The organism is Demequina lignilytica, assembly GCF_030418375.1.
Classification (GTDB): domain Bacteria; phylum Actinomycetota; class Actinomycetes; order Actinomycetales; family Demequinaceae; genus Demequina; species Demequina lignilytica.
The window spans coordinates 543,027-569,248 of record NZ_JAUHPZ010000001.1 but is presented as its reverse complement, the minus strand read 5'-3'; the positions used below and the strand labels follow the sequence as shown (position 1 = coordinate 569,248).

Sequence of the window (26,222 nt, the reverse complement as noted above, 5' to 3'; positions counted from 1 at the left end):
TGTGCCGAAACCGGCAGTGTTTGACCAGGGCGGGGGCCATGGATTCTGGTTTCGGCACGAGTTCTCTCGATCAGCGCGCCGACGTAGGCGCTGCGATTTGGGCATTGTCGTCATGCACTGTGTTGATAGCGGCGGGGCCGGGAGCCCTGCATTCGTGTGCGTCCGTGGATCGCGTCGCCAGTGCCCGTCGGTAGGCTCGGAGGTCCGGAACTGGATGGCTTCGTACGCGCACTGAGGCGCAGGGGGGGACTTGGGGTGAGTTCGACCGAGACGATGGACGCCGCAGCCGAGGCTCTTGCTGCGCAAGGCTTCGAGACGCATCGTGACGACGAGGGCGTCCGGCCGCAGCTTCTTGCACATCATCCCGTCAAAGGTGTCGTGGCCCTTGACTATGGCACAAAGACCGACACGGCCGTCCAGCTGAACAGGAAGCTCGAGCTTCTGCGAGAAGAGATCCCCGCGATCAGGCGGACCGCGATTGACCGCCGTGTCGTCGACCCTGGTGCGACGAGCACAGATCGTCGCGCGGTGACGACTTCGGATGCGCTGACGGGCGCTTGGGCAGCGGCATTGCGCCCGCGCCCGATCGACGAAAGAGTCGCGGACGAAATTCGCGCCGCGTTCACTCCAGCTCTCGAGGTCCCCATTCCGAGACGCGACAATCTCACGGACCGAACGTCGGACGAGCGTGCGACGGCGAGACTGCGGCTCGACGCCGATCAGGTGACGGCTGTCGAGGCCCTGACAGCCGGCGAGGTCGGTGTCGTCGAGGGCCCACCTGGCTCTGGCAAGACGATCGTCCTGGTAGCGCGCGCGCAGCGGCTGGCGCGTGACCACCCGGAGTGGAGAATCCAGATCCTCTGCTACAACCGCATGCTCGTCCCGTATCTCCAGGAGCTCGTGGGCTCGTACCCGAACGTCGAAGTCTCGACCTTCGCGAGATTCGTGCACTCGATGGGACGCCGAGTGGATATGCGCGACCCCGGCAAGGCCGCATCTGACGCTGCGCGCGCTATCCCCGCACTAGAGCGATCGCCTGCAATCGATGCCCTGCTCGTCGACGAAGCGCAGGACTTCTGGCTCCCGTGGCTCCAAACAGCGTTCGCCGCATTGCACCCCGGTCGCGGCGGCGCATTGCTGGCAGGGGACTCGAAGCAGTCGCTGTACCGATTCGAGAGCGGCATCGACGAGCTGAAGGCGTGGCGCGACGACGTGCAGGTCCTGAGGCTCGGACGGGCCTATCGCTCAACCAAGCAGATCTTGGAGGTCACGTCGGCTCTGGGCGACGACAGCAAGGTTCCGTGGGTCGCGACCGCTTTCGACGGTCCTCCGGTCGACTTGGTCTACTCGCACACCAAGTCGGGCCAGGGTGATGCCGTCGCACACGACATCGCGAAGCTGTCCACGAGCGAGAACGTCGCCTTCCAGAACATCGGCGTGCTCGTCACACGCAAGTTCCTCGTCGGCACCGTCGCCAAGGCGCTTCAAAGCCGGGGTATTCCAGTCGATGTCGTGTGGGCGAATCAGGCAACGGAACTCGACCTGAGCGAACCCACAGTCAAGGTGCTAACGGTCCATTCGGCCAAGGGGATCGATTTCGACGTCGTCTTCCTTGTCGGCCTGGAGAGCCTGCCCGATGGATCGAGCGACGACGATGTGCAGCAAGGCCGCACCGGTTACGTTGGCATGACGCGAGCGAAGGACCGGCTGGTCATCACGTACTCGCGTGACAACGCCTACTTGGAGCGGATTCGTCACGTCGGCGAGGACACCCTGAAGCGTTGGATGTGGCCGGATGACTTCGACTTGGAGGCCTAGCCATGGCTGAGATCCGATTGATGGACGACTACGTTGGCCCGGGCGAACGCAAGACCGCCGAATGGCTTGCGCGTGAGCTTCCCGACACTTGGGTCATCTACGTCGGGCGCAAGCTTGCCGGACCCAACAAGGACGATGTCGATTTCATCGTGGTCGGCCAGAAGTTCATCTTCGCAGTAGAAGAGAAGCACTGGGGTCCGACAATCATCGTCGATGATGTTTATTGGCTTGTACAAGGCGATCGGCGCCACTCGCCGGTTGCTCAGGTCGCCGCCGTATCCCGCAAGCTCGCCGGCCTGCTCAGGGACAAGGTGAATGGCTACAAGGCCCTCAAGGGCAAGCGGGTGCTCGCCGCTGTCGTGCTCAGCTACGACGGAGTAAACGTCCAGTCGGGTCGCAACTTCGAACAGAACGAGCGCGTTTGGACGCTGCCTCAGGCCGCCGAAGAGATGCTTGCGCTCGAAGAGCGCGAGCCCATGACTCTGGGTGCGACGAGGCCCGTGTTGCTGCAATACCTTGAGGGTCTCTCCCCGGCCGAGAAGCGCGACCGCATAGGCAACTACAAGGTCATCAGCCAGATCCCGGCCGCAGGCACCGAGAAGGCATTTGAGGCGCGTGCGCCGATCACCGGCGAGCCAGTCATCCTCAAGTGCTACCCCGTCGAGCAGCTCAGGCAACTAGGCGACCCGCACGAGTACCTCGTGCGGGAATTCAAGGCGATCAACGTCATCGCAGACTTGGGGCGAACCTGGCGCGCGCTGCCACCGTTCGAGAGCGGACCCCATGGCTTCTTTGTGGTCCCGGTAATTCCCCCTGCACAAAGCTGGACGCTCTGGCGAGATGTGCAGACACAGACGACTCCTCGAGACAACGGCGTCATCGGCGTCGCCGACGCCACACGGGTCGTGCGCAACGCTTTCGAGGCGCTTGAGGATGTCCACGAGGCCGGCCTCGTGCATCGCGCCCTTCACCCCCAGAGGATCTGGCTGGGGAAGAATCGGCTCGTCAAGTTCAGCGACTTCCATCTCGCCAAGATCACGGGCCAGCAGACGATCTACACCTGGGCCGACTACGACATCAGCGAGGACTACCGCGCACCGGAAGCTGCAGCCGACGTCGGGCTCGCCACGCCACCGTCTGACGTATTTAGCCTCTCCCTCTCGCTCGCTGCCTGGCTGCTCGGCCGAGACGTGACGGACATGGCGCTCGACGACACTCGCTCAGCCTTGGAGGACTTGTACCCTTGGTCCGAGGCTCTTATCGAGGGACTCGAGGGCGCCGCCTCTAGCCGGCCCACCGCGTCCGAGATGGCGACAAGGATCGAGGCGCCGTCGGCTCCTCCGGTGACGGCTGACTCCGTGGGCGATTTCCAGGTGGGCGCGGTCATCGGTGGCCGCTACGAGATCGTCAGCAGCCTCGGATCTGGTGGCTTCGCGCAGACGTGGAAGGTTTACGACAAGCGCGCAGAGCTCACACGCGTGTTGAAGCAGTTCCACGAGCTCATCCCTGATCACGTCAGGGCGGAGTTCCATGCCGCGGACACGCTGACCCACGACAAGTGCGGGCGCGTCTACGACATGCAGCTCGCTGACGCGCCCGCCTACCTTGTATCCGAGTATGTCGAGGGAGCGAGCCTGGCTGAACCTGGGATCGACCGGAGCGCCGACGAGATCCGCACGACCGCACTGGACGTCCTTGATGCACTCGCGTACATCCACTCAAAGGACCGTGTTCACGGCGACGTCACACCGTCAAACATCATCGAGGACACCAGCAGTACTGGCAGCGCGAAGCTGATCGACTTCGGACTCTCATCAGCGATCGGGCTACGCGCGGCGGGATGGAACCCTAAGTTCGCCGCGCCCGAGGTGCGACGCGGAAGCCGTATGACAGCCTCGGCAGACCTGTTCGGGTTCGCCGCGTCGATGGCGTTCGCGATGCTGGGTCGACACGCGTTCGTCGTCGACGGCGATCGCGTCGAAGTCCATCCGCCTACGCAGGAGGAGCGCGAAGCCTGGGGAGCCGAGGGCACGCCGCTGCTCGACGTGTTCTTCAACGCCTTGCAGGAGCAGCCCGACGCCCGGCCCGCATCGGCGACCGCGTTTCGCGGACTGGTGGTCGCAGCGCGACGCGTCACACCCACCGACGCCGAAGGAGTCGTTGACGACGTCGAATCTGAGACGCACGTCGAGCTGGAACCACAAATCAACCTCAACGTCTCCGCGATTCGACGCCTCTACCGGGCGGCGGCAGGCGGCAACGCCGGCAACCGGGGCTTGGACGACAAGTTCGCCAACGACACCTACGTCCCCACGCTCCTAGACCAGCGACTCTTGCCGCAGGTCCTCGCCAAAGAATTCGACGTCGTGCTCCTAAGCGGCAATCCAGGAGATGGAAAGACCTCCGTGCTCGTCAAGCTCGGCGAAGAGCTGCTAGCCCGCGGAGCGACGGTTATCGACTCGGACGACGCCGGATGGACTCTTGAGCTCGACGGCCATCGGTACTACGCCATCTTCGATGCCAGCGAATCCCACGGGGACATGACCTCCAACGAGCTTGTCAATCGCGCGTTGACCCCCGTGCTTGAAGGCCAACCTGCCACCGCACTCCTCGCCGTGAACGACGGCCGCCTCAACCAGTTCTTCGTCGACAACAGCGACCTCTACGAGCACTGGTGGTTCTCGATCCAAGACCAGCTCGACGGCCAGCCCTACGACGGCAGCGGGGTCGTTCTCATCGACCTCAAGCGACGCACGCTCGCCGACACAGGATCGGCTCCGGGCCTGGGCGCTGAAGTCCTCGCCACGATGGTCGCCGAGCCCCTGTGGGAGGTGTGCCGCGCCTGCGCCGCGCAGGCGAGCTGCCCGATTCTTGCGAACAGGAACCTCCTCGCGGACGAGGGTGCAGCCACGTTCAGCGAGCTCGTCCAGATCAGCCACTTGCGTCGTCGGCGCCGCGCCACATTCCGGGACGTGCGCTCGGCGATCGCGTGGATCCTCACCGGCAACCTGACCTGCGACGATGTCCACCGGTTGAGGGGTGAGGGGCAGAACCCGCTGTACCGGGAGGCCTCGGCAACATACGACCTCGCCTTCTCGGCGGACTCGGGGGACTACCTCGTCCAGGAGTGGGCAAGCCTCGATCCGGCAAGGGTCCCGGCGCCTGAGGTCGACCGCGCCTTCCGTACGCTCAAGTCCGACCCGCGGGCAGCCCACATCGCGAACCCCGAACAACTCGCGCGAGCTCTCTACTTCCGTCTGGGGGCCGTCCGGACGGACCAGATCGAGCCCGCCGATCTGCGCACGTTCCGGTACCTCGACGAGTTTATCGGGATGCTCAGCGGCCAAGGCGCAGCACAGGCGCGCGATCGCATCTTGCTCGGCATCAGCCGTCTCGCGGGCGCATTCGGTTACGGCGACTCCGGGCTCGCGATGAGCAGCGGCGCGGACGGCGCACAGTGGGCCATCCTGCACACGGTCCCCGCATCCGAGTTCGACGTCGACGCCCCCACGGTGGATGGCGAATTCATCGAGACGATGCAGGATCAACTACTGCTCACCCACTCTCAGGGAGCGGTTCTCAATCTGACCCTCGACACCGTTGAGATCATCCTGCGAGCTGCAGATGGCGAGATCGTCAACGATGTGGGCGCCGACGCCACCAGGCAAGAAATCGACAGCTTCGTCAACCAGCTGAAGCGACGGCCATCCCAGTCGGCCCAGATCGTCGACTCCTCCGGCTCCGTCACGTCGGCGCGGGTCCACGAGGGGAACATCGAGATGGAGTCCGTGCAGTGAAGATCGTCCTCCCCAAGGAGCAAACCAGCCTCGTCACCCCCACCGTGATCCCGGTTGAGCTCAACGACACAGACATCGACCGCATGCTGACTCGCATCCTCGAGATGGCGGTCAAGAGGGGCCTGTACGCCAGCTCCCGCGTGGACACGAAGGATTACGACAAATACCTCTGGGCACTTTCGGAGTCGGAACACATCGCAGGGATCGACGGCGCGGACGGGCTCGACGTGCTCGATGGTTGGATCCGGGCATCAGTGCTGCGCGAGGAACGCGTGGGACGCCGCCGCGACGCCGTGCAGATGGGCTACATCCGCCCATTGACGATCGCCTCCTACCGGAGCGGACTTCCCAAGACCGCAAACCGCAACCGCCGGGCCGACACTGTCACCTACCAGAGCGTGTGGAGAGTCCTGGGTGGCGCGGAGGCGGATACCGCTCGAGTGAAGAAGCTGTTCGTCGACACATTCGGTGCCGGTGTCGCGCTTGGAGAGATGCCATGGCACGCGCCGGCATACGATGGCACGTCGAACGTGGACATCGACACGCTACTGGCGTTGCGGTTCCTCGAGGGCTTCACTGGAAGTCAGAACCCCAAGGACGCGAACCGCACGTTCCTGCCTCTGGCGGTGCCAGCTGCGATCGACCCACTCGGGCACGATCTCGTGGCGTTCCTACGGCAATACGGCCCCGCCATGCCGGTGGCGGAGGCATTCACCCACGTCAGCGCCCTCATCGCGCTGCGGCTGTTCCAGCTGCCGCTCGTCACCGCTCGCGTGGTCCGGTCCCTCCTGTCCGGCGACACGAACGATACGCCCGCCCTGGAGATGTACTGCGACTTTGTGCGGCGCAAGGGCAGCCCCTCCGATGAGGTCGCGAGCCTTTGCGTCCAGCGGGATCTGGAGATCCTACGGACCTTCTTCCGCGACCGCCTGCTGATTCGCGAACTCGACCGTGCGGCAGAAGCCGCTGGACTCAATCCGCCAGCCGATGACGATCCGGGTGAACGGCTGCGCTGGGCAGCGAGCCTGCACAACCACGAGGGCATCAACTTTGGACTCGGATTCTCGATCCTGCCAACCATCCGCGGCATGCAGGCAGAGGGAAGCGAGGAGCGAGAGTTCGTCGAAGGCGTGATGAACGCTCAATCGCTCAGCAACGCTGACAAGCTTGCGGCGATCCTCGTCGAGGCGCTTCGCAAACGAGGCCTAGAGAACCAGATCAAGTGGTTCCACAACACCGGTGGAATCGCCAAGTCGTACGGGATGCTTTCGGGCACCTTGCGAGTGCGCAGCACGTGGAGATACGCCCCATCCGACGAGGTGCTTACGACACTCCTGTGCCTGTGCTTCACCGACGAAGACGGAACGACCACCCACGCGAAGCTGCCCGTTCGCGACGTGCTCGAACGGCTCGAATCCCGGTTCGGGATCCTCATCGACCGCCCACCGGCCGACTTCGATTCAGCAACCGCACGCGCGGGAGCGCAAGAGAACTTCAACGCATTCACCGGGCGCCTCAAGCTCTTGGGGTGCTTCCAGGGCCTGTCCGACGACTTCAGCGCCCAGTACGTCACGAGACCCAGGGATGTGGTCTCCACGAGGGAGAACACACCGTGAGCGAGACAACCGGCACTCAGGTCCTCATCGACGGCCTCGCTACCGAGCTGTTCCGTCACATAGACGGGGCAGAACCGGGACATTGTGTCCGCATCGATGGCGTCGACTCGAACCTCGCTGTGGACTTGACCGCCTCGGTGCACGCGCTGTTGAGCGATCAAGCCGATGTGCTCATCCTGCGTTCGCAGCCGCAGGTCGAGGGCATCGAAATCGCCCCGGAGAAGGCGATCGAGCTCAGGAACCGAAAGCACAGGGCGCTGCTCCTGCTCGTGCCCGCGGGGGAGGGGCACGCTGCGAGTTCTCTCGACAACTCGTTCGAGCGGATCGCGTCTGCGGACCTCTTCCATCGCGCCGAGAAGGCCGTCCTCGACTCCATCCCGGTCGAGGCGGTTCGTGACCTGGCTGACCGACAAGCGAAGCGCCTGGGAGGGAGCAAGGAGACCTGGCTGCGGTTCCTTGCGGAACTGGTCGTCGAGCCAACCTTCGACTCATTCGGAAGGAACCTCTGGCGGGTTGGCCTCATCCCCGATCTTGGAGATGACCTCGAGTCTCGATTGGACCGCAACCGGCGCGCGGTCGCGGCGATCAGCCGGCCGGCGCGCCCCGCCGCTTCGATCGACGAGCGCCTCACAAGCGCCGGAATCGAGGAAGGCAGTGGGCGAGCGCCGCTGCGGCAGTTCCTCGATCAGCTGGGCGCAGAACTTGCGACGCCGACGCGCTGGGCACGCCGTCTCAATGAAGGCGACCTGACCTTCGATCGTTGGAGGTTCGCAGACACCGTCAGCCAGGACCTTCAATCCCTCGAAGTGGCTCCGTTCCGAAAGCCTGACGGAACGCTCGAACGCTCCAGCAAGCTCAAGCTCGGAAGCGACGCACAGCTTCTCCTCGAGGTCGCCGAAGACAGCGGCGGGTCGCTCGTCGTGCAATGGAAGACCTCACCGGCGGTAGTCGAGACCGTTGCGCGGTGGCGCATCGAAGTGCGGCAACCTGAAGATCTCCGCGAAGCCGAGTCCGAGCCTCTCGCCGTTGCGACAGTCAAGAACACCGATGGCAAGGTGCGCCGCGCGACCGTCAAGGTCGAAGCTACGGTCGACGATCTCGACTCCGGGAACATGTTCGTGGCATCGGTGACACCTCTGGCGTCGAACGGCGAAGAGATCGCTCTCGACAACGGCGAAGAGGCAACCGCCGACAGTCAGTGGTTCCAGATTGCGATCAAGGACGCGCCTGAGGCGAAGCTCCTCCGACGCGCCGCCGTCAGCGTCCCCGAGGCCGCCCTTCACGCAGCGCTAGCAGGTCAAGACGACCTCGGCGAAGACCTCGTGATGTGGGATCTCTCTGGTGGCGTGTTCGGGTTGCGTCTGGGCAACCGCAGGTCGATCCAGGTCCGTGTCAGCGAGATCCTGGTGCGCCTCCAACGCGAAGCGCTCAGCGCACCGGCGACCGCCCAGCACCGCGTCCTGCGGGGGGCCTACGGAGCGCCTCTCGACCTCGACACCGCATCCGATGCGGTGCCTCTTGACCTCCCACGCGCACTCGCCAAAGCACGTGCTGAGCTTTTCGAGGCCATCAGCGCCGACAGCACCAGGAACACAGCCGAGTCGCTCGCCTGGAACGAGGACATCCTCACCCTGGCAAAGAACTACGCAGCCACCTACAAACGCGCCCTCGACCAGGCGACCGGCGCAACCCTGCGCGGCCTCCTCCTGCTTGACACCGCCACCATCCGAGTCAAGCGAGCCAACCGGACTGTCCACGCCGTGGTCGTCCTGCCGACCCACCCGCTGAGGATCAACTGGATCGGCATGCACGACCAGGCACTGCGAGCTTGGGCCCAGCAGCTCATCGAGATCAACCCGGCACCCGCACGCGCCGCGACCCTGGATGCGACGCTCCTTACTCAAATCGTCCCAGCGAACCTCCCCTTCACCTTGCTCGATGCCGACGGCAACGTTGCGGTGTACGCCGAGGAACTGACCTTCGGATCGGGCGTCTACCTTGTTCCAGGGGACCTCGACCGTGACAGCGGCGCCGAAGCCGTATGTACGGTCCTGGGCCTTGACCGCACCTCCTCGACCCTGCGTGCCTCATCCGATCTCGTCGCAGAACGCATCGACGCGTACGAGCTAGCCCACCAGCCAGGCGAGGCCCTGCGCGCCCTCGCGGTCAATCCCGGCTCCGGAGACCTCGTCGCCGGCGCACTCGCGCACGACGTCAGCGCGGACCGAGCAGGCGGTGACGACGACGTTGAGGCGCACCGACTCGAAGTGATCGCCTATTCAGACAGCGCTGCCTACGTCAAGCCGGTGCCCTCACTGGTCGACTTGCAGACCGCACTTCGCAGCCGGAAGTTTGGCCGCGAAAGCAACCACCTCACGCCCGCGATGTCCCTTCGCGTCCGGCCCCTCGATGCCGTAGCGAGCGACCAAACACAGGCGCATATCGCCGTCGTTCAGGACGTCTATGAGCCGACAGTCGAGTTCCGACCCGCACAGGAGCGCAAGCCCGCAGCAAATGGCCTGCTCGTCCCTATCGTGACGGAGCCAGCCGATTCGACGGGCCCATCGAAGACATGGGTTAGCTACCCGGCCCTCGGCCCAGCGGCAGGCGCGACGGAATCGGACGTGAGCGTCGTCCATCGCACCCATCAACGCGCGATCGCCCGCCACCAAGGCGCTCCCGAGGGCGAAATGCCCACGATCGCCGTGAATCTGAACGAGGACCGCCAAGAGATCGTGAGGAAGGCGCACGACCGCGCCGACTGGGTCATCGGCCTCGACCGCTACATCGGCGCCGACCTTTTCGGACACGGTTTGCTCGACCAGCCATACATCCTCGACTACGCCCCGGACTTCGTCGAGGGCATCGGCGACCGGCTCACGGTCACCACCACCCACCGTGACGAAGTCGAGATGCTGCTGGACCGAGCGATGACCGAGCTTGGTCTGTCGAATGTCGACCAGTCCGTCGGCAAGGTCCTCGAAACATTGTCTCTGGTCTCAGGTCGATTGGCGCTACGCCTCCTGCGCGACAACTCCCAGGCACGTGAGGCGGTCTCACTGGCCGCGCTCATGGTCTACCTCAAGGCCCGCGGCCAGCTTGAGGACGTCATCGTCGTGCCGGTGGACGCACACCAGGAGATCTTCGGTGCCGCGCTCCGTGACGTAGGAGAGGCACGGCGCTGTGACCTCCTGCTGGTCCGGATCGGCCAGCGTTCATTCAAGATCGAGTGCGTCGAGGTGAAGGCACGCAAGGAGGCCTACCTTCCCGATGCCCTTGCCGAGCGCATCGTTGAACAAGTCGAAGACACTCGCCGGCTGCTCGCGTCCAGGTTCTTCTCAGACCCGCCGCGCGTCGACTCCGACCTCCAACGCGCGCGACTGGCAAGCCTGCTCCACCACTACGCAGACCGGGCACACGCCAACGGCATCGTTGCCTCGGAACGCATCGCCGACATCCATCGCTACATCGACCGTGTCAGCGAGAACCGCGAGAACGCCGACATTTCGACACAGGGCTACGTCATCAGCATCGAGGGCGACCACGGTTTCAAGCGCAAGTACAACGACACGCCGATGACCGTGATCACGGGTGCAGCACTCACCGACGTCGGCTTCACCACGCTTGCCGAGCAGACGGAGGCGGCCTGGGAGAGTGCCCAATCCGGGTCGGAAGACGCCGCCTCGCAATTCACGAATGCGGCTGTCGACGGTGGACGGCTCGTGGAGGCTGAGCCCATGGTGCACGAACTTGACGCCACGGTCGCACCCGACTCCGGCGAACCTGGACCGTCCGCGCGTCCCGCCGCTCAGGTCGAGACCCCGCGCGACGGCGAGGAGCCGGCTCAAGAGCCAGAGCCCCGCGACTCCTCGGCTGAAATCGAGGGCGAGCCACCGAATCGCGCCGCCACTGAAGTACGGGTTGTCCTCGGACAGGACGCGACGGGCAGTGAGGCCAGCTGGACAGTCAGCACCAAGGGCAGCCCCCATGCATTCATCCTGGGAATCCCGGGCCAGGGCAAGTCGGTTACCACCCGCAAGATCATCCGGGACTTCGCCTCCGGGGGCCTGCCGGCCCTCGTGTTCGACTTCCACGGCGACATGGCGGCAGAACCCCCGGAAGGTGCCAGAGTCCTCGACGCCGCAATAGGACTCCCGTTCAGCCCATTCGAGCCTGACGTCCAACCTGGCCGACCGATCAACACCAACGCCATGGAGATCGCCGAGATCCTCGGGCACGTCGCGGGACTCGGCGATATCCAGCGCGACAACGTCTACAACGCCCTGCGGCATGCATTCGCCGACCACGGTTGGAAGGCGCTCGACCCCGGTGCGTCGATACCCACCATCGACGACTTCGTCGACGCGTTGACTAGCCTCGAGGGCCAGCAGGCAGGGAAGAACGCGGTCGCCCGCCTGCGCGCCTTCACCGATTTCGGGTTGTTCGTGCCGACAGAGGCCGAGCGCTTCAACATCCTCAATCCAGACCAGCACGGACTCGTCGTCGACATCAGCCGCCTGACCGAGGAGGTCCAGCGGGTCGCGGCATCATTCATCCTCCGCAAGGTCTACCGCGAGATGTTCCGGTGGCCCCAAGACGGCTCCATGAAGCTCGCAGTCGTACTCGACGAAGCCCATCGCATGGCGAAAGACGTCACGCTTCCCAAGCTCATGAAAGAAGGCCGCAAATATGGCGCGGGAGTCGTAGTCGCAAGCCAAAATGTCGACGACTTCCATGCGGACGTCCTTGGCAACGCAGGAACGAAGATCGTATTCCGGACCAACTACCCCGCATCCAAGTCAGTGAGCAAGTTCCTCCGGGGGCGCCAGGGAACGGACCTCAGCCAAGAGATTGAGAAGCTCAATGTCGGAGTAGCGTACGTATCAACGCCCGAGGCCTCAGGAGCGCGCAAGGTCTACATGGCCAAGTGAATCTGACCGGGAGCGTTCGAGCATGGCGCCGTAAGCCGCTCGGGCGAGACAAGCTCAGTCAGGCTCCCAAGTCTCTTATGACTGCACGTTCCTTCTCACGCCAGCGTCACGAAGGCCCGAGCAACAACTTGCGGTCGCTCGCTCGATAGGGCATCGGGTCTGCCGCACTGACTGGTGACATCTTGACCTGACCCACCGTTTGGCCTGGCGTGTCGCATGCCTGGTGGTCCAGCATGGGGAAGCCGGGTGCGCGAGGGCTGGAGCGTGGCCGGCTTTGCTAGAGGGGCGCTCATGGCTGTCTATCCCGAGTTGTTCGTGCTCGAGGAGTTCGAGTCGACACTTGCGCAGGCGCCCGCGGCGGCGAGACCGCTCGTGCTCGACGAGATCCGGCGCTTCGCCGAGCGGCAGCCCCTGTTCAGTCCCGACGCGATGGACATCGTTCTCGCCTACCTTCGTACGGAGCCAGACGTGTCGGGGCCTGATCTCGATGCCGAATTGCAGGCTCGCGACGTAGCGGTGGAGGTGTGGGGTCGCATCTACTGGGTGTGTCACACCGTGATCGGCGAGTCTCGTCTGTCGTTCGAGGGCTGCTTCTTCGGTCTTGACCCGCTGTTCGAGAACATCCGCTTCCTCGCCGCCGCTCCCTTCAAGAACGCGACGTTCCCCGGTGCGGTGACCTTTGTCGGCTGCCATTTCGAGGCGCAAGGGCGCAAGGAGCACCGACTGCCGCGCGAGCAGGACCAAGTCACCCTGCTGGGTGGCGCGAGCGTACGGAGAGTCCTTCTGTGGGAGTCGACGTGGCCCACACGAATGGTGCTGGACGGACTGGCGGCTTCGGGCGGAGAGGTGCTGATCCGTGACTGCGGGGGAGTCGACCTTGAGGTCCGCGGGGTCGCTGCACGACGCCTCCGCGTCATCGGTGGGCACTTCAACGCTCTCAGCGTCAGCGATCCTGCGCTCGAGTCCCGCATCGTCATGCGTCGCCTCTACGCCAGCGCCATCCGTCTACATGATGTCCGCATGGCGGGCTCGATCCTGGTGTCACGGTGCCAGCTGGATGACCTCGAGGTCAGTGGCGTGATCCTCGCGGCGACAGCGTCCGACGAGCGTGCGAGCCTCGAGGTGCACCGCTGCCGCGTCGACACGCTCGCGCTGTCGCACAGCACAGTGTCAGGTGACCTCCGACTCGCCGGCACCCGAGCCGCCTCGAGCGCTTGGATCGACGTCTCGGCAGAGTCATTGGCGCTCGATGGGTTCAGCGTCGGTGGACCCGGTGTAGACGAGCCATGGACGGTCGAGTCGGTGAGCCTCGGATTGCCGCCGTTGGGGCTGCTGGATCCCCTCAGTTCGATGCCGAGCAGTGCTTTCGCGACCACATGGGGAGAGGTCTGGCCGACGTTGGGGGAGGCTGAGCGGTGACTTCAGCGCCTGGCACGTACGATGCAGCGGCCGAGGCGATCGCCGCACGCCTCGCCTCGGGCGGCGCGGCCGCGCGAATCGCGGCGGCATCGTCCCTGTTCGCCCGGGGGGACGCCATCCCGCATGAACGCCGGGCTGTGATGGACCTGGCGTGCGCATACTTGCGCCTCCACCCCGGACGGGACGCTGACGGTGAGCCGGCCTTCGACGCGGATGACGAGTCTGTGCGGCGCGAGATCCTGCATCAGATACGCGAACGCTTCCTTGCCAGCTCCGGGGACAGATGGGACCACCAGCAGATTCCCCTCACGCTCGCTCGTACATACCTGCCTGACGTGGACCTCAGCAAGGTCCACATCAGAAGCGATCGCTTTCTTTCTGGGGCGTGGGTCGCCGGTGACGTCGAACTCAGCCACGCGACCATCGAGTGCGGGGACGCCGAGCACCTCGCGACCCTCGACGACGACCGCCCCCACTTCCAGCTCACAGGCGAGGAAGGCGACCTCCACTTCGAAGCCGAACGCGCGGCAGGATCGGTCTCGCTGTTCGATCAGCTCCGGTGTCACAGCATTGACGGTGTCGGCGTGACCGTGCGCGGCGGACGGGTGCGAGTCTCCGGACACATCGGTGCCGTCCGGTTGCCCGTCCTCACCGCGACGCAGGGCGTCAGCATCAGCGGCCTGGTCGGCTGCTCGTTCGTCGGGCTGCTCGGGTCCGACCTCAAGGGCGAAGTGTCGATCGATCTTGAGCCGGCGCTGTCGGCCGTGGACATCTCATGGAGCGCGGTCCACGGAGACGTCTCTATCTTCGGCATGGCCTTGGATCACGGGGCAGCGCGGGTCGCTATTCACCTTGAGCGCCTCACGGTCAAGGCCCTGCACCTCGGGGGAGCCCGGGTCTCGACGTGCGATTTAGCCGAGTTGGAGGCGGACCAGGTCACCGTCCGCGAGTGTGACATCGACGAACTTCGCCTTGACGGCGCACTGGTGGACGGCGGAACCATCGAGTATTCGCGCATTGGTCGCCTGTCCGTGGATGACGCCACGCTCGGGCCGAGCTGGGTGCGCGACGACCCGCCTGCACGAGTTGACTGGTTGGGCGACGAGTCCCGCGAGACGGTCATCGGCCTCAACATCGTGGGGTCGACTACTGAGGTTCCGCCGCAGGGCCTGATCGACAACGACTGCGTTGGCACTATGGGCGATCTCCTTCTTGACGGCTTCCCCGTGCCGCTCCGACGCGACTCCGGCACGGCCCGGTCCGGGGCAAAGTAGCGCAGGCTCGCCAGCCTGGCGGGCGCGCGTGATGCCGTCGAATCTTGGACATGCACACAAGTCGCAGAGCCGTTGGAGCGCCTTGAGGCAAGCGCCCTATCCCCGGTGGGGCTCGCTTGTTGGTGGGCTCTTGGGAAGCGAGCCCGCAATGTCCGCGCGCTCGTGCACCGGGGTGCATGCGGCGATGACAACTGACCCGTGCGCTCGAGATTCTCGCAATGTAACGAGAGGAGGGCGCTCATGCAGCACAGAGTGATGACTGCCGTCGGGGCATGGCCTATTGTTCCGGGTGCGTTGGCGGTCCTGATCGTCCCGGACCTTGACGGTTCCGGCAGGGCACTGTTGGCGGGAGCATTTGTCGTCGCCACGGCATTGTCGCTCACTGTGCTCGCGCGCGCAGCACACGGACCCGTGACGGCCCTGTGGAGCCTCGCGGTCCTGGGTGCGGCTGTCCAGCTGAGGCTGGGCGCCGTGGAGGTTGGTGCCGCTGCGAGGCTCGTGTTGGCCGCAGGGCTCTTCTTTGCATTGGTCGCCTTGACTGCGGCGTACGTTCGGCCCCGCATCGATGCGTCCATGAGTACGTGGATCCCGCTTGTCGCCGCGTCGGTCGCGCTGCTGGCTCGAGTGGCGCCGCTGTGGCGCGGCGATGTCCGCAGCGGACGCCTGGACTTGGGCATGCTCTCGGTCCAGGTTGGCGAGTTCACTCGGATCATGATTGTGGGGGTCGCTATCGTGCTGTGGTCTCTCTTGATGACGGGCGCGTTGCGGTACCGATCGAGCGCAGACCGCCTGCGCGTGTATATTGCCGGCCTGATCTGCGGCCTCTACATCGTGTTGTCACTCGTCGCAGACATCGGACCGACGTTGGTGACCGTGGTGGCCGTCGTCGGCGGGGTGCTCGCTTCTGGGGTCCCGGCCCGACGACGGAAGTGGCCGATCGTAGCGGTGCTCGCCGGAGTGGTTCTGACTGTCGCCGTTGCCTGGACCTACGTCGCGCCCGTTCGTACCGCCGCGGCGCTTGCCTTGTCGCGCTTCGATGAAGTCGAGGACCCCGGCTTCCAGCTCGCCATCGCTAAGGCGGCAGCCGATGAGGGTGGCCTTGTCGGGGGTGGATGGGGGAGCTCCGCGCTCGCCGCATCGATTCCTGCGGCGCGTTCTGACTACGCCGTCGCGGTGATCAATGCCGACCTGGGCGTGGCAACTGCAGTCGTCGCGATGATCACGCTGCTCGTTTCCCTAAGGGTGCTGATCATGCGGAATGTGGCGCGTCACATGTTGGACTTCGTGTCGACAGGACTACTCGTCGGCGCAGCAGTTCAAGCAGCGTGGATGGCGCTGGGAGCGTGGGGTGTCTTTCCACTGACCGGGATGAGCGTGCCATTCCTGGCCTTCACCGGCTCTGCGCTCATGTCCACCGTGATCACCGTGGCCATCGCTGCGGCATCTGTCGGGGACAGAGCCAGTTCACACGACGCCCTACCGAGCAACGAGCCGGTGCGCGTCGTGACGGCGCTTGTTGCTGTCGTGCTGGTCGGCGCGCTCGTCAGCTATGTGAGCGTCGCGCCGCGCGCGGCGTTTTCCGACTTCCGAGCACGCGGCGACATCGTCACCCGTGATGGTGAGGTCCTGGCGACCACGAACTATACGGCTGACGGCAGCCGTGGGCAGCGCATCTACCCCTGGGGGGCGCAAGCGGCCGCGGTCACCGGTGCATCCTTCGGGACCCGCGGCACGGCGGGACTGGAACGAGCTGAGCGCGCCACGCTCACGTGCGGTGCGGACTCACAGTGGTGGTACTGGATGACCGACGCCGTCACGCCCCACAGGTGCGAGCCCGCGGACGTCGTCACGACGATCGATTCGCGTTGGCAGCAGGCCGCGGCAGACTCGCTTGCTGGCCAACACGGCTCTGCGATCGTGCTCGACTCAGTCACCGGCGAGATTCTGGCGCTCGTCGATACGAGCCTCGCGGATCCAGCTACCTGGGACCCGGAGAACCTTCCAGAGTCCGAGGTGTCATACGAAGCAGTCGCTCCGGGCTCGGTATTCAAGCCGCTCGTCGCCGCGGTTGCACTGCAAGCGGGCGTAGTAACCCGTGGCGACGTCGCGAGCGAGTACGTCGTCAATGGCGAGCGCGTGAGCAACATCGACGGCTCCCGCTGCGCGGACACGAGCGTGCAGGGAGCGCTTGAGCAGAGCTGCAACACCGTCTTCGCGCAGCTCGCAGTCGAGATGGGCGCGGACGCGCTCTCACTCTCGCTCAGCGAAGTATTCGGAGTCGATCGGGCCCTGTCGTACGACGCGGGGGTTGCCACGGGTGTCACGTCCGGCATCAGCGACAGCGTCACCGCGGGGGGGCTGGCACGCACGGGCTTCGGGCAGGAGTCAGTACGTGCCACGCCCCTGTCGATCGCTTCGAGTCTGTCCGTCATCTCCGCCGCGGCCGGGGAACGCGACGCGCCTAAGGCGCATCTGGTGGCAGGGAAGTGCACGGCAAGCGGACTTCAAGAAAGTGCCGTAGAGGTGCTCGGCTCGGGAGATCTTGAGGCAGACGTCGCGCGCGAGGTTCTCGACGGCATGACGCGCGCAGTGGCGGGCGAATACGGCACCATGCAGGCGCTCAGAGCCCTGGGGTTCCCGGTGGCAGGCAAGAGCGGAACAGCGCAGGTAAGTGCTGAAGTTTCCTCTTCACGAGTGGTGTACTGGGCCGCTACTGTGGTGGGAGACAAGGTCACGGTGGTCCAGATTCGTGATGTCGCGTACGGAGGCGCGAACCCAGCGACAGTAGCCATCGCCGACCTGCTGGGGGGCATGCCGGCTGAGGTCTCCGATCTGGCATGCGGGAAGGGGCTCTGACCGCCGTGCCGTACGTCGTGACGTTGGAAGTATTCGAGCGTGGCGAGTGGATCGAGGCTCTGGCCCGGGCTTCGTGCTGGGAGAGCCAACCGGTCGATGGCGCGGAGCGACGACTGCGGGTCGAACCGGGTCCTGTCGCGGGGCCGCGGCGCGCTACTTTCACCTTCGAGCGCAAGGTGAAAGGCTCCTGGGAGCCTGAGCTTGCCATCGCTGAAGGACCCGACGTCACACTCGTCGTCGGAAGCGAGCCCTGGGTCGCACGCGAGCGCCACACCGTAGTGATCGAGTACCTCGGGCAGGACGGACGTGGACGCCCCGGAGAGCGACTGGCGCCCGGGATCGCGCTTGTGCTTGAACTCTCTGACACCAGGGCGCGCGCCAGCCATCAGGCTCATCACGACGATTGGAGGGTCGGGTATCGCACAGGCGCCGGCGATCTGCGCGGCCAGTTCGATTCGCGCGCGTCGGTTCTGGTCGGCGCGGGCGACGAGGTTGTCGCGGGCTACGTCACCGGTAGCGGGACGACTCTCGGCGAGCGAATCCGATGCACCGTCAGCGATATCGGCAACGAGGGCGACTCGCCCCTGGCAGCGAAGATCGTTCAGCGGTCGAGCCGTATTCCTACCCGGCGAGACGACACGGGACGAATCGCTGACTTCCGCGATGACCTCGAGGTTAATAGGCCCAAATTCGCCACGGCGATCTCGGGGGCGGTCGCCGCGCGCCGCCTCGAGCCCGAGTACCGGGCAGTAGCGGGCGAGGAGTGGCCCGTCGTGCGGCTCATGGAGGGCGTCCTCGGGCTCAAGAGCAATGCCGCGTACAGGCAAGGTAGCGTCGACCGCTACCTCACCAACGCCTGCCAGCGATTCGGCATCCCCGTCAACGACCTCGGGCTCGACATCGAGGATCGAGGTGTCGTCCGCCTCGGTCGCATCGGCGAACAGATGCTCAAGATGGGGGCGCTCTCGCACGACTCGGTTGATCGGGCGAGCATGCGCCTCGCCTTGCACGTCGAGTTCCTCGACGAGGTCAACTCACAACTGCGCGGTCGGCTCTACGGAGATGAGGGCGCAGCGCGGGACCTCGGTGCCATGCTCGCCGCGGTTGAGAAGCGGAAGGATCCCGCTGGGCCCGGCGGCGGCCAGCTCCGAGAGATGCATGAACTCGTCCGCGTCGTGTACGGCGTGCTCCGCGACGCTGAAGTCGACGATGAGAGGTGCAGCGTCGGTGCCTACCTTGGCCTTGACCCGCACCAAGGCGAGGACGAGTACGACAGCGCTCTCGCGGCCATGCAGAGTCCCGACGCGCGGCGTCGAGCACTCTCAATGCTCCGTCAGCGAGGCGTCGTTCCTACGCCTTCGAAAGGAGCGTGAACTCATGAGCGGGTGGCGCTTCAGTTCGAGTGCAGTGCAGGACAAGGGTGTCCGGACTCGTCAGAACGACACATACCTCCTCACGAGGAACGTGGTGGCGCTCGCCGACGGTGCAGGCTCGAGCTCTGAGGCGCGTGCGCTAGCTGACGCGGTCGTGGATCACGCCGCACGAGTACTGTCGCCGCCTGCATCAGGAGGCCTGACCGCCATCGAGGTCGCACGCGGACTTGAGGTGTTCCGTTACTCGGGAGGAGACGTCACTCCAGCAGCTGCTACGACGCTCCTGGCGGCGGCGGTCGACGCCACGGGCATGTTGTGGATGGTCTCACTGGGTGACTCGGTTGCCACCTCGATCCGAGGGGGGTCAATTCTCGCTCAAAGCGCCGCCCACAACCGCGCTGCGCAAGAGTCACTCCAGGGCGGGGTGCCCGCCCTGGGCGACGAAGCACGCCTCACGCGGTTCATGGGATTGTCCGGCCCCGTGGGTGCCGCCGACATCCAAGTGCAGCGGGCGCTCCCCGGAGACGTGATTGTGCTGGCGACCGACGGTTTCCTGCCGTATTTGACGATGCCGATTCTCCTTGAAGCGGTGCGTCGGCATCGGGCGCCCGAAGCGATCGTGCTCGCCGCCGCAGAGCACCTGCCCAGCGAATCGGGCGACCTTGGAGACAACGCCACGATCGTGGTGGCAGTAGTGGAGGAAATGTGACCACAGGTGGCAACGGCGGGCGGCCCGCACCCGCCCGAGACTCTGTTCTCCGGCCCCACCCGCGATTCCCGAACGATTCTGTCGTCGACTTCGATTGGGAGGACATCAGCGGCTTTCGCGACGGTACCTGCATTCAGCCAGCGGAATGGCCGGAAGACTCAGGACTCGAGACCATCTACGGACCGGTCATGGTAAAGCGCTTCGACCTCGCTCACGCGGAAGCTCGACGGCAAGCAGGCCGGGAGTTTGATGCGTACCGCGCGCTCAGAAACTGCACCACGCATCCGTCGCGCCTCGCGAAGTGCTTCGGCATACTCAACCTCGCAGACCCCGCTGACCCAGGATCGGTGCGGGAACTCGTTTTCGTCCTCGAGGCACTAGGGAAGTCAGCGCTCGAACAGGCTGAAGCCATCCGCGATGGAAACGCCCTCGATGACGAGGCGAAGCGCGAAGCGCTTAAGGAACTCGCTGCGATCGTCCTGCGCGACGGGTTGCAGGCGATCCTTCAGGCGGAGCGCGTCGACATTTCGAGCAGAGACTGCCATCCGGACAATCTCTTGCTCCCCCGCGACCTTGTTCGCGGCAGGCGGGCAACCGTGACGCTCGTCGACTTCGACCACGCCTGGGTCGCGTCGGGCGCCGCAGAGACCGACGGCATGACCCATGGGTTGGATCTCGTCACGCCGCTTGACGTGCTCCGTGGGGAGCGGCCGTGTGGCCTCCCGGACGAGGCGTACGCCGTCGCAGTATCTGCGTTCGTGATCGCTACGGGCGGAGTCGAAACTCCTCTGGTGTATGAAGGTTCCGGGGAGCCGGTGAAATACCTGCGCCACGTCGCGCACGCCTACCGTTCTTGGCGTCTCCCGGAGCGCGCCGCAGATCGGCTCCTCGACACCTTGCCAAATGATGCGACGACCGATGCCTTGGTGGCCACCCTGAACGCGATTCTTGACGGCCATGCGGGATGGCGCCGCCAGCAGGTCGCTAGCGACGGACATCGAGAGCAAGTTCGCAACATCGTCGAGTCCCACGCCCGCGCAATGGCAGATGCTCTGCCTCAGGCGAGCGACGACGGTGCGTCTGAGGTCCGCACCCACGAGGACCTGCGAGTCGAAGAAGCCCTCGCTGAGCTGAATGAGAACCACCTGCTGGCAACGCTTGCGGACTTCGCGCCGCCGCGCGTCCCGCTGCTGCGTCGGCTGAGGGTCGGTGCGCGGACGCGTCCGCTCGGAGTCTGGTTCGCCACTGTGGTGCCGGCCATCGTTGTCGTAGGAGTTATGGTCGCGCTTGCCTGGCCTTGGTGGACCGCGCACACGAGCGTGGCGGCGTGGCAGCTGAGCAAGATTGGCGGATTGCACAAACTCGCGATGACGGTGGTCGTGCTCGTGGCCTTGGCGCCGGCCTGCGAAATGCTTGTGCGCGAGATCCGGCGGAGTCCACGCCAGCGGCGCATGACGACGTGGACGGCCCGGATGGTCAAGGCCTTCTACTCTGGCATTGCCGCGCTCTTAGTCATGGTCGTGGGCATCGCTGGGCTGGATACGCTCCTGCTCGGAGAGTCGTCGTACGTGTTCACGAGCGTCCGCGACTCCGCCGCGCAGAGCGCGGATGATTCGACTGATGTGGCTGATGCGAGTGATGCGAGTCTCGCGTGCGCCAATCCAATTGCCGGTGTTCCCGCGTCCTCGATCGTATGTATCGAGGACGCGGCAGACACCGCTTGGGCAGTTGCCAGCAGTTCCGCCCAGGGGAGCGACACGGATGTTGTTGGCGAGGGCGTACGAGCGGTCGAACTGAGCAACCTGAAGTACGAGTGCGTCGCTGCAAGCGTCTCAGCATCCCAGAATCTTGATGCGCCCTCCGAGCACGCACAAGCTGTGGCGGGCGACGATCGGGTGCTGGTCCCCGATGGCGAGCGTGGCACCCCTGTCCGCTACGGCTCGGGCAGTCGCACGTGGGAGAGCTCCACATGGAGCGACGGACCCGACGACAGCTACAGTCGTGAGCGTAGTTTCGTCCTCACATCCGTCCCAGACAACGCCCGCATACGATTCGAACGGGCGCTCGCATCAGTCGAGGGCATCGGCACGACCGATGTCATCGTGCAGGTCGTCGAAGAGTCCTGCAACGAGACTGATCGGTCTGCCATCGATGCCGACGTGTTCGTGCTGCTAGGAGCGATCGAGGGAGCGACGAGTGACGTCGTCGACTCAACGCTCTACTCAATTGCCGCTGGAGACGCATGCGACGCAGATGCCGATTTCGGCGCTGTGGCTCAAAGCATGGAGGTGCCACTCGCCGCTGACGGCAGACCGAGGGTCCTCGAGTGGACCGATTGTGTTTGGCCGATCTACCTCCAGCAGGGGTTCGACTCGGGTCAGATTCGGTCGCTCCAGTTGGCATTGCGCCACCAGCCCGCGGGGTCATCGGCAAGACCAGAGACCGAGGAACCCTACGCATGGGAGACCGACACATGGCAGGCATGGTGGACGTTCGAGGACGGCGCGGACGTGCCCAAGTGGGATGGCTTTGTCATCGCAGAATTCGCAGGCGAGACCACCGATGACTCGTGGTCATTGGTGCTGTGGGCAACAGACTCGGACGGGAACATGCTGACCAATGATTGGTTCGCCACTGACCTAGTTCAGTCCGTGGCACAGGGAATCAAGCTTTTTGATAATGCTCCGGTCGATATGACGGGGGACGCCAATGCCTCGTAAGCGCACGGAATGTATTCAATGCGACGCCCGGTTCAGCGCTGACGGACTCGACGGGATCGTCTGGTTGGGCGACGACGGAGCCGAGGCGAAGCCCGCTGCCGCGATGACGCTTGACGAAGACGCCGACTGGCATCGTCTTGGGCTTTCCCCCCACTGCAGTGGCTCGATTCCGCATCCGATCCCGCCCCACAACGCGGTCGTGATGGCCATAGTCGGTCCCCACTTGTCGGGCAAAGACCACATCATCAAGGCCATCGCGAGCGACTGCTCCCGCGCCGGCACCACGACGTACAGCTTGGAGCCGGATCCGATCGATCGTCAACGATGGGGTCGTAACGCCGACATCACCAGCCCGCTCGACCGTCGGCAGGTCTTGCGAGTTGAAGTCCGCCCGAAGGGATCCGCGAAGCTTCCAGGATCGGTATGGGTTTACAACACCGGCGGTGAGGAGGTTTGGCCTACTGCGGAGAACAAGGTCGGTCTGAACTGGCTAGGTAAGACGGACGTCATCGTGTTCGCAGTGCCGCCCCCGGCGTTGCCGAGGTTCTACCTCCACCCAGAGCTCGGCGTCTACCGCGAGAAGGTCGACTCGATAGGTGTCCAGGACCCTGAGACTATGGCTGACGGCATCGCCATGGTGAGAAAGCACATGAGACTGGCAACGCTCCGCCAGACCGTAGTCCTCGCCTTGACGAAGTGCGACCGGTACCCCGTGTCGACCGGTTTTCCGCGGGAACTTCGCGCGAACAGGCGTGGCGCCGCGGGCAGCAAGGACATCCTTGCGGTCGAGCAACAGCAGTTGGCGGCCTTCCTTGTCCGAAGTGAAGCAGCGCCCTTGTTGGATGCTGCCGGAGGTATCGCGCGACCCGTCTTCCTGTGCTCGATCGCTGGCGCGGGAGCGGACGCGCGCGACGACGAAGCCGTGGCGGTGGACGAAGTGCGGCCAGCGCCCGACCCCGACGGTTCGCGACGGGCGGTCGACCTCATCCATATCGCGCTCATGCGCCACAGGGTTGCGGACCATGACTGAGACTGATCTGCCAGGGCTGGAAGTGCTGGTCTACTCGTGGGCCACAAAGACCCTCGAGGGAAGCGGATTCGGAGTCGTCGGCGTCTCGGACGGCTGGCCGCACCCGCGGTCAATCCGTGCCACACCGCTCGAGCGGGTTGTCGGACGCGACGGTGCCGGCAACGGCGAGGCATCGTACGCATATGTCCGTGATCACGCGTATGGCCCGATCCTGGTGATGAAGCGCTATCTTGGCAACGACCCGGCAGGTAGGCCCGGCAGATACGTCGCTGAAGTCGTATGCGCCAGAAACGGTGAACTCCGTGCCGTAGATGCAATCAACTATGCCTGCCGGCTCGCGGACACCCTCGACTGGCCCGTCGACGCAGCCCCCTCCACGTCCCTGCACTTGCCGACCGCAGCGGCCACCGCGCCATCGCGAGTGAGCCCCGAGGCGGTGGCCCAGGTTCTGCAGGTCCTCAGCACTCATAGAGTGGGTGCGTTTCGGTTCTCTGCAGGCGAGCTGGCGTCCGCGTTGGCCATACTTCCCTCACCGCTAGTCGAGGGTGTCTCCTTCGCCACTCAGAACTTGGCTCCTCTCACGTCAGGTCCCGCGCTAGTGCTCGGCGGCACGCCTTCTCCACACTCGGAGGGCTACGGTGCCTACCTCAGCGCGGCCGAGTCGATCGTCAATGAACCAGCCGCAGAAAGTGACGTGGGCTCTGTCTCAGAACTGCTTGCCTGGCTGCGACACAGGGACGAGGACTCACGCGATCCCATGAGTCTAGGCACGGTTGAGCTTGTTGGAGCGGCCCGCCGTGCAACGGGCCTGCGCTTTGACTTGTGCATGGACTCGCTCGCCGAGCGTGTCGTGCGTGGTGAGATTGACGACTCGTACGTGCGGTCCCTGCCGATTGACTGGACGGCGTCGTTGGCGGCGCGGCTGCTCCGCGACCCGACTGTCCAAAGTCGCGGCGATGCTGTCGCGCTTGCGCGTCGGAGCGGCGCTGACGAGCACCAGATCTACGACGCGATGTTGTCGAGTCTTTCGCGGCGCTACGACAGCGACTCGCCGGACGTGGGTCGTGCGACGCCAGCCGAACTGGCGATGCTCGCGGACTACTTCGACACCTACATGACCCGTTATGCTCGCCGCACTCAACTAGCCACGATTCTCGCCGATCCATGGGCGTTCGCGCTGGCGACCGGCCGGTGGGCAGGATCGGCGCACCGCGTAGTCCGCGAGTTCTGGACCGTGGGGGACGCCCCGCTGTATGGGATCGAAGGAGCGGCTGCGGAACTGCTGGTGTCGTTTCCGCACGAGACGGCCGCTGTCCTCGCGTCGCGCCCGGCTTCCGTGGCACGGTTGGAGGTGGCTGTTCGTGCTCTACCGCCGGGCGGCTACCTCGGCGCAGCAGCAGCGGTGATCGCCCGAAGCGGTGTCCCAAGCCCTTTCGGGCCGCCGCTGTCCGAGAAATGGGCTCGATCGTGGCGGTGGCGGCCTCGACGCCTACCGCGTCGCGACCGCCACCAGGATGGGTCGACGTCCTAGTCGTTGGCACCTTCCCACGACGCCACATACCGTTCGGTCTGCCGCGCCTCCCGCCTCGTTGACTGCACGGCGTGGGCGACACGCACCGCGAACTCGGGCGCGCCGGCGAAGGTGATTTCGACGGGGCTGTCGAGGTGGTGGATCGAGTGGGACGCGACGGGGGAACCATCGACGATCACGGCGCCCGAAGGTGTGAGATCGTCCAGCCGCATGCGACCTTCACGATCGACCACGAACTGCGCCGCCACTCCGTGCGGGAGCGACGACGGCACTTCGATGTCAGCTTCGCCGCGCCGGCCGATGGTTACGTACTTTCCACGGACCACGCCTGAACGACGCGACACGCGGCCGGCTTGCCGCACCTCGGCGAAGAACCTCTCCTGGTCAGAGCCGGGCGTCAAGGGCGGGGCGGTACTCGTGCGGCTCGTGGGCGCCCCAGTTCGAGTACCGGACGGCGCGACCTGGTGGCCAGGGTCCTCGCGTCGGTGAGGCTGCGCGCCCGACGAGACATGCGGATCCGGTGAAGGAGAGACTTCAGACACCGCCACTGCGAGCGTCCCGACAGTCACCGCCTCGAGGGTCCAGCGGCCCGCCAGGTCCTGGTCGCCTACGAGGCGCCGTCCGTGACGCTGCCGCAGCGCGCCCGGCAGCATGGCATTGACTCGACGTGCGAGTTCGTTCCTTTGCTCGTTGTCCCTCAGCACGTTTGCCACCGGGAGTGGCGCCGTCAGGTTGAGCGACACCGGCGGGAGGATGACGGCGCCGTCAAAGCCGAGTTCGGTTGCATCCGCAAGGGACGCGGTCATCGCGTGAACGACCGCGGATCGCGTGTCGGCATTCGCCTTCCAACGGGGCGGGGTCGACGGCCGCGATGCGCCAGCCAGCTCCGATACGTACGTGCGAATGACCGGATAGACATGGCTCCGCAGGTACGGCAACGCAAACACCGCGATTCCGAGAATCGCGATGAGGATTGTGGGGTTCATCGTAATCACCTCCGTGATCTGTATCTGGGCAATGCCAGAACACATCACCGCCGATGCGCGCGCCACACTCGGTGCACCGCCGTGCACCCTTACTTTTCGGCGACGGTGCGAAGACGGCCGCAGGACCCTCGCCGGCGCCCAACGTGGAGTCAGCGAGACCAG

13 protein-coding genes are annotated in these 26,222 nt (G+C 65.2%); 12 read left to right on the top strand and 1 reads right to left on the bottom strand.

Translation table 11 applies throughout. The features are described 5' to 3' along the window. Positions 1 to 273 precede the first annotated feature (273 nt). From QQX13_RS02505 to QQX13_RS02450, 12 genes are all read left to right on the top strand, one after another. Positions 274 to 1,818: a 3'-5' exonuclease gene (locus QQX13_RS02505; RefSeq protein ID WP_301152400.1), complete on the top strand. Its 1,545-nt coding sequence runs from the start codon at positions 274 to 276 to the stop codon at positions 1,816 to 1,818. Between the two features lie 2 nt (positions 1,819 to 1,820). Continuing rightward, the gene (locus QQX13_RS02500; protein WP_301152398.1) at positions 1,821 to 5,615 is read left to right on the top strand and encodes a protein kinase domain-containing protein; all 3,795 of its coding nucleotides are present in this window, start codon (positions 1,821 to 1,823) and stop codon (positions 5,613 to 5,615) included. Next, the gene (gene mads7, locus QQX13_RS02495) at positions 5,612 to 7,231 is read left to right on the top strand and encodes a methylation-associated defense system protein MAD7 (protein WP_301152397.1); all 1,620 of its coding nucleotides are present in this window, start codon (positions 5,612 to 5,614) and stop codon (positions 7,229 to 7,231) included. Before QQX13_RS02500 ends, mads7 begins: the two co-directional genes overlap by 4 nt. Next, on the top strand, positions 7,228 to 12,162 hold the full coding sequence (locus tag QQX13_RS02490) for an ATP-binding protein (protein ID WP_301152395.1): 4,935 nt from the start codon (positions 7,228 to 7,230) through the stop codon (positions 12,160 to 12,162). The genes mads7 and QQX13_RS02490 overlap by 4 nt, the downstream gene beginning before the upstream one ends. 291 nt (positions 12,163 to 12,453) lie before the next feature. Further along, positions 12,454 to 13,581 carry a pentapeptide repeat-containing protein gene (locus tag QQX13_RS02485; protein WP_301152394.1) on the top strand — a complete coding sequence of 376 codons (1,128 nt, stop codon included), beginning with the start codon at positions 12,454 to 12,456 and terminating at the stop codon, positions 13,579 to 13,581. Beyond that, on the top strand, positions 13,578 to 14,855 hold the full coding sequence (locus QQX13_RS02480; RefSeq protein ID WP_301152393.1) for a hypothetical protein: 1,278 nt from the start codon (positions 13,578 to 13,580) through the stop codon (positions 14,853 to 14,855). The genes QQX13_RS02485 and QQX13_RS02480 overlap by 4 nt, the downstream gene beginning before the upstream one ends. Before the next feature lie 240 nt (positions 14,856 to 15,095). Continuing rightward, entirely contained in the window at positions 15,096 to 17,711 is a 2,616-nt protein-coding gene (locus QQX13_RS02475) for a penicillin-binding transpeptidase domain-containing protein (protein ID WP_301152391.1), read from the top strand. Positions 17,712 to 17,716: 5 nt separating this feature from the next. Next, complete coding sequence (locus tag QQX13_RS02470; protein ID WP_301152389.1) at positions 17,717 to 19,084, top strand: hypothetical protein; 1,368 nt, start codon at positions 17,717 to 17,719, stop codon at positions 19,082 to 19,084. Positions 19,085 to 19,088: 4 nt separating this feature from the next. Then, complete coding sequence (locus tag QQX13_RS02465; protein ID WP_301152388.1) at positions 19,089 to 19,793, top strand: protein phosphatase 2C domain-containing protein; 705 nt, start codon at positions 19,089 to 19,091, stop codon at positions 19,791 to 19,793. A gap of 188 nt (positions 19,794 to 19,981) precedes the next feature. Continuing rightward, complete coding sequence (locus tag QQX13_RS02460; RefSeq protein WP_301152387.1) at positions 19,982 to 22,513, top strand: hypothetical protein; 2,532 nt, start codon at positions 19,982 to 19,984, stop codon at positions 22,511 to 22,513. Between the two features lie 103 nt (positions 22,514 to 22,616). Then, on the top strand, positions 22,617 to 23,543 hold the full coding sequence (locus QQX13_RS02455) for a hypothetical protein (protein WP_301152386.1): 927 nt from the start codon (positions 22,617 to 22,619) through the stop codon (positions 23,541 to 23,543). Continuing rightward, positions 23,536 to 25,074, top strand: coding sequence for a hypothetical protein (locus tag QQX13_RS02450; RefSeq protein WP_301152384.1), 1,539 nt, complete (start codon positions 23,536 to 23,538; stop codon positions 25,072 to 25,074). Before QQX13_RS02455 ends, QQX13_RS02450 begins: the two co-directional genes overlap by 8 nt. Here the strand turns inward: QQX13_RS02450 and QQX13_RS02445 are convergent. Then, on the bottom strand, positions 25,071 to 26,060 hold the full coding sequence (locus tag QQX13_RS02445; RefSeq protein WP_301152382.1) for a hypothetical protein: 990 nt from the start codon (positions 26,058 to 26,060) through the stop codon (positions 25,071 to 25,073). The genes QQX13_RS02450 and QQX13_RS02445 overlap by 4 nt on opposite strands. Between the last annotated feature and the right edge of the window lie 162 nt (positions 26,061 to 26,222).